Origin of the sequence: uncultured Sulfuricurvum sp., assembly GCF_937936435.1 — a bacterium.
In the GTDB taxonomy this organism is placed as follows: Bacteria; Campylobacterota; Campylobacteria; order Campylobacterales; family Sulfurimonadaceae; genus Sulfuricurvum.
In genome coordinates this window covers 1-6,185 of sequence record NZ_CALDDG010000016.1, presented here as the reverse complement: position 1 = coordinate 6,185, position 6,185 = coordinate 1, and the positions used below count along the sequence as shown (strand labels likewise).

Below are 6,185 nucleotides of genomic sequence, written 5' to 3'. Positions count from 1 at the left end.
TTTTCAGTGATTGCTGTCGTGTTTCTCCGCCGGAAACGACCGTAAAATCGCACATGCTGGACATAAACGGCACTTCGTCGGGATGGGCTGCGAGGACGACGGCAATATCGGGAAGAGATTCTTTGATACGGTTAGTAACATAAAACCATAGCGGATCATGGCCGATTCGTAGCCATTGTTTTTTAACCGGTATTTTAAAACGGGTTGAGTTACCTGCTGCAAGTAACACAAGTGTAAAATCAGACAAAATGTATCCTATTTTGCAAACTGTTACGAAATTATACACTTAAAAAGCTTTTTTTTATCTTGTTTGCGATAAATTATAGACTATATCTAGGGGATTAGCCGAGTGTTTTCCTAATTCCTCTTGAAACTTTTAATCTAGATTGAAAGAGATACGACCCTTTTAGGGGGTCTTATTTATAAGTCCAATAAAGCTTTTGCAAACTATTACTAAGGAGTAACTATGAGAACCGCATGGGTCGCCAACAGACAAAACGACACCGTCCGCACTCAGATGTATTATGCCAAGCAAGGTATCATTACCGAAGAGATGGCGTATGTCGCAAAAGTAGAAGAACTCGATCCCGAGCTGGTTCGTTCGGAGGTGGCTCGCGGGCGTTTGATCATCCCCGCCAATATCAATCATACCAATCTCGAACCGATGGCGATAGGGATTGCCGCACGCTGTAAAATCAATGCGAATATCGGCTCATCCGCTATTGCATCCGATGTTCAGGGCGAAATCGAAAAAATACAGGTATCTCAGCATTATAAAGCCGATACGGCGATGGACCTTTCAACCGGAGGTGATTTGGATGAGATCCGCCGCGCGGTGATCGCCAATTCCAAAATTCCGATCGGAACGGTACCGATTTATCAGATTTTGCATGATGTCAATAATAAAATCGAAGATCTGACGATTGAAAAAATGTTGGAAGTGCTCGAACGCCAAGCACAGCAGGGGGTGAGCTATTTCACGATCCACGCCGGATTTTTGCTGGAGACGATGCCCAAAGTCGCCAAACGGAAGATGGGGATTGTCAGCCGCGGCGGATCGCTGATGGCGGCATGGATGATGCACTACCACCGAGAGAACCCGTTTTACACGGCGTACGACGAGATTCTTGATATCTGTGCCCGTTACGATGTCTCCCTTTCTCTCGGCGATTCGCTTCGTCCGGGATGTCTGGCGGATGCTTCGGATGAAGCACAGCTCGGCGAGCTTAAAGTGCTCGGAGAATTGACGCTTCGTGCCTGGGAAAAAAATGTTCAGGTCATGATCGAAGGGCCGGGGCATGTTCCGCTCAATCAGATCGAGCGTAATATGAAGATTCAGCGTGAATACTGTCACGAAGCGCCGTTTTACATCCTTGGGCCGTTGGTAACCGATATCGCTGCAGGGTATGATCATATCAGCTCCGCGATCGGTGCGGCGGTCGGCGGATGGCACGGTGCCTCGATGCTCTGTTATGTCACTCCGAAAGAGCATTTGGGACTTCCGAATGCCGAAGATGTTCGTGCCGGGATTATCGCCTATAAAATTGCGGCGCATGCGGCAGATATTGCGCGGGGACGCAAAGGGGCACGTGATATCGACGATGCGATGAGCGATGCACGGTATGCGTTTGACTGGAACCGTCAGTTCGAACTGGCACTCGATCCGGAACGTGCGCGTGAATACCATGACGAGACATTGCCGCAAGATGTCTTCAAAGAGGCGGAGTTTTGTTCGATGTGCGGACCGAAATTCTGCAGCTATAAAATCACGCAGCAGATTATGGACAATCCGGAATCAATCGCGTGGATTGCGGAAGAAGCCAAGACACAAAGCGCAAGCTAAAAACCACAAGGAGAATAAATTTATGACTGAAGAAATTGTAAAATCAGCGCTATCCAAAGTGACCTATCCCGGTTTCACGAAAGACATCGTGACATTCGGATTCGTCAAAGAGATCAAAGTAGAAGGTTCAAACGTCAATGTAACCGTCGATATCACCTCCAGTGCTCCTGAAGTGGCGCACCAGATCACGGTAGAAGCGACGGATGAACTTAAACGTGCCGGTGCCGGTGAAGTGATCGTGAACATTACGGCTCCGAAAATGCCGAGAGAGAGTTCATCACGAGGAAAAAATATCGCTCCTCAAGTCAAAAACTTTATTATGGTAAGTTCGGGAAAAGGGGGAGTCGGCAAATCGACGACTTCCGTGAATCTCGCAATCGCACTTGCGATGCAAGGGAAAAAAGTAGGACTTTTGGATGCCGATATTTACGGTCCTAATGTTCCGCGTATGATGGGGCTTGACGGTCAAAAACCGGAAGTTGTCGGTAACAAAGTCCTTCCGTTGAAAGCTTACGGCGTCGAAGTGATGTCGATGGGTTCATTGATGGAAGAGGGGCAGTCGCTGATTTGGCGCGGAGCGATGATTATGAAAGCGATCGAGCAATTTTTACGCGATATTATGTGGTCGGATCTGGATTGTCTCGTCATCGATATGCCTCCGGGAACCGGTGACGCGCAGTTGACATTGGCTCAAAGCGTTCCGGTTACGGCAGGTGTTACCGTAACTACTCCTCAGATGGTATCGTTGGATGATTCTCGACGGAGCTTGGATATGTTCAAAAAACTTCATATTCCGATCGCGGGTGTCGTTGAGAACATGTCGGGATTTATCGCTCCGGATACCGGAGTCGAATACGATATCTTCGGCAAAGGGACATCCAAAGCGATGGCGGATCAGTTCGAGACCTGTATCCTTGCCGAGATTCCGATAGAGCCGGCGGTACGAACCGGCGGTGACGAAGGAAAACCGGTGACGTATCATGCACCGACCTCTGAAACGGCGAAGCGTTATATGAAAGCGGCAGAAGCGCTTTGGGCAACGATTGAGAAAATCAACGAAGAGGGGGGTGTCGATAATCAGGCGATTCAACCGAATACCCCTCCTGGCGTATCGGCATGTTCTACTGCCGCCGCGCCGAAACAAGAAGCACCTGCCAGCAGCGGCAGTTGCGGCACCGGCTGCGGTTGTCACTAAAACCGTTTCTTTCTCTCCTCTTAGGAGGGAGAATTCCCCCTTTTCTAACAATTCTAATCTTTTTTTCAGTATAATCGATCCATTTACATAAAAAGTTATAATAATGAAAAAAGAAAAGACATTTTTTAGCTTCATCATGAGTATTATCGCAGTGATGGTACTCTTTGTCGCCATTTTGGTCGCGACCTTTAGATATATGGGGCTTCAATCGGCTGAAAGCCGTGCCCTTCTAGCAACACAAATTATCCAAGAATCCCTCACGTCGCATATGATAACCGGCAGTGCCGAATACCAGAATGAACTTCTCAAACAACTCGAGAGCTTAGATAATGTTAAACATGCGTGGGTAGTACGCTCCGATGCTCTAAATCGTCAATACGGAAAGGGTGTCTATCTGCAAGAGAGCCGTGACGATATCGACCGTGCCGTTCTACGGGAAGGAAAAACGGTTACCGACGTTTCCGGCAAACTCTTCTCTGATACCCTCTACCGTATTTCGGTACCTTATGTCGCAACGGAGAAGGGAAAAATCGACTGCTTAAGCTGTCATGATGCAAAAGCGGGGGACACGCTTGGGGCTGTCTCTTTAGAGATCGATATTAATGATTTAAAAGTGACAGGGTTACTGGCCATATCGACGGCAATCGTATTTTTCATTCTGCTGACCTATTATCTTTTAAAAATGGTGTGGCGTTTTATCGTTTCGTATAAAGAGACTTTAAATGCCGTTGCCGTAACGATGGAAAAAGCCGAAGGGGGAGATTATACCTATCGAATAGAGCAGTCGGAGAGTGCGGATGGCTATTATGCAGCCATGTGGACGAATGCAGTGATGGAGAAACTGCATTCGACATTGTCTGAAAGCGGTAAAAAAATGGGAACGCTCATCAAACTCGATCAGATCAACAGTGACCCACTCTATACGCTGAAAAGCGGGATCGATCAATTGTACGAGGTAGAGCATTTTCGAACGGCTATCGAAAAGGATCAGAGTATCGAGGAAGTTTACGGGCGGATTATCGCCCTTTTGCGAACGCGTTGGACATTGAGTGATTTTAATATTTTGGAAGTCAATCCTAGAGACAAAACGACTCATCTTATCCATAGCGAGAAGAATCTCTTGTGCGATGCGCTCAGCGGATGCCGTGCCGATCGTCTCAGCGGTATTATCGATTCGTCTCAATGTGAAGTTGCGTGTCCGAAAATGATCGATCCGGATGTTCATTACGTTTGCCGCAGCTATCCGATCGTAGACGATTTGGATATTGTCATCTCTTTGGTCACATATGATGCACGGGCTATCGGAAATATCCGTTCGGCGCTTGAGCAACTGGGCAATTACATCAACGCATCACGCTTGCAGATCATCAACAAAAAATTGCAGCAAACCGTACGCGTAGATTCACTGACACAGCTTTATAACCGGATTTATCTTGAAGAGATATCCAAACTTATTGTGGCACAATCGACCCGGACGATTATCCCGTACGGAATTTTAATGATCGATATGGATCAGTTTAATGTGATCAATCACTCATACGACCATCAAATCGGGGATGAAGTGATCAAAGCGATCGCCCGAAATATTCAAGAAGCGATTCGAAAAGGGGACATTCTCGTCCGCTATAGCGGCGATACGTTCGCCGTCATTTTGTACGATTATGAACGTGAAGAGGTGTTAGCGGTTGCGGAAGCGATCCGGGCATCGTTTAAAAAGAAAATTCGAGTCAATACCTATGCTATCCTCAAAACGGTCAGTATCGGCGTCTCTTTATTCCCGACACAGACACCGGATGTAATCGAGGGGATAGAGTTTGCCAAGCGGGCGTTGCTGGAGGCAAAACATCAAGGAGGGAATATCGTTTTGGAATACGATCCGAAAACGATGCTGATTTAAAACTCGTCCCCTCCGTTAAACATCCGTTCTTCGAATGCTACGACGCGGTTGCGTCCCGTGTGTTTCCCTTCGTATAAAGCGATATCGGCGAATTTGATCACTTTCCAGATCGAGTCGGCTTGGGTTGGGAAGTGTGCGATACCGATACTGAGGGTTTTTTCGACCGTGTCGTTGCCGAAGCGGAATTTTTTCTCATGAAAACGGGTACGTATTTTTTCAGCTACGTTAATAGCCCCTTCCGGCGTTGTATTATGCAACAAGACGACGAACTCTTCACCGCCGTAGCGAATAGCAAGGTCGGACTTGCGGATACTTTCTTGTAAGATTTCGGCCAGTGATTTGATGACAATATCTCCCGAATCGTGTCCGTAAGTATCGTTGACCATTTTAAAATAATCGATATCGATCATCAACACCGCATAGGTAATGTGCGAACGCAGAGCCTGCTCGGCACTTTTATCGATGAATTCTTCCAAAAATCGGCGGTTATAAAGGCGTGTAGCTCCGTCACGCAAAGAGGAATCTCGCAATTTATCCATTAGCGTCCGGCTCTCTATGACCGCTTTTGCCGCTTCAAAATAGTTTTTGATACTTGCAAGCGAGAGATTCATCATCTCAATCGTATGGGCATCTTTTGCGGAATACGAGAGGATGAGTGCCAAATCATCATTGATGTTAAACGGAATACAGGAATACTGGATTTCATTGGCACAGTTGCTGCAAATATTCGGAAAGTCGGTCGAGTAGACGTCACTCGCCGTACGGTAGGCACGACACTCCATGGCATTGGCATCCGCGATCGGCAAACAAAAGCTTTTGCCGTCGGAAATATGGATGAGTTTTCGCTCTTTAGAGATTTTGTCGACTTCATATAGGGCGAAATGTTTAAAACCGAATTTTTCCGCAATGACATAAACGAAACGGGCGTAAATGGCATCTTTGCTGCCGTCGAGTTCGATGGTTTTCTTGAATTTATAAACATCGGAGAGTTCTTGGATAATGATCCCCGCCATACTGAGAGGATCGCTGCAGGAGATGTTGGAACTGGAGGCAAACGTATTGAGGTTGTGTTTGATTCCGCCGAAAGTCTCTTCCATCTTTTGGAAAAGGGTATTCATTTGATCGGCTACTTCGCTGCCCGCGTTTTTCAACGACGTGGTAAAGCGGAATGAAAAATCTCCGGTTCTGGCCCGTTTGATACCGTTCTGAAGGTTTTCGAACAAGCGCATATACGGTTTGAAATAGTGGTT

5 protein-coding genes are annotated in these 6,185 nt (G+C 46.9%); 3 read left to right on the top strand and 2 right to left on the bottom strand.

The genetic code is table 11. The features are described from left to right. Positions 1–247: 2-C-methyl-D-erythritol 4-phosphate cytidylyltransferase (locus tag Q0389_RS01995; RefSeq protein ID WP_298691101.1), on the bottom strand; the 247-nt coding region annotated here is incomplete at its 3' end. Positions 248–466: 219 nt separating this feature from the next. On the opposite strand from Q0389_RS01995, the gene thiC reads away from it, so the two are divergent. From thiC to Q0389_RS01980, 3 genes are all read left to right on the top strand, one after another. Then, complete coding sequence (gene thiC / locus Q0389_RS01990; protein ID WP_298691099.1) at positions 467–1,843, top strand: phosphomethylpyrimidine synthase ThiC; 1,377 nt, start codon at positions 467–469, stop codon at positions 1,841–1,843. A gap of 22 nt (positions 1,844–1,865) precedes the next feature. Then, complete coding sequence (locus tag Q0389_RS01985) at positions 1,866–3,038, top strand: Mrp/NBP35 family ATP-binding protein (RefSeq protein ID WP_298691098.1); 1,173 nt, start codon at positions 1,866–1,868, stop codon at positions 3,036–3,038. Between the two features lie 103 nt (positions 3,039–3,141). After that, a complete protein-coding gene (locus tag Q0389_RS01980) occupies positions 3,142–4,935 on the top strand; it encodes a GGDEF domain-containing protein (protein WP_298691096.1) in 1,794 nt (597 codons plus the stop codon). Here Q0389_RS01980 and Q0389_RS01975 read toward each other — a convergent pair. Further along, a partial coding sequence (locus Q0389_RS01975) for a GGDEF domain-containing protein (RefSeq protein ID WP_298691094.1) occupies positions 4,932–6,185 on the bottom strand: 1,254 nt, incomplete at its 5' end. The two genes, Q0389_RS01980 and Q0389_RS01975, sit on opposite strands and share 4 nt — an antisense overlap.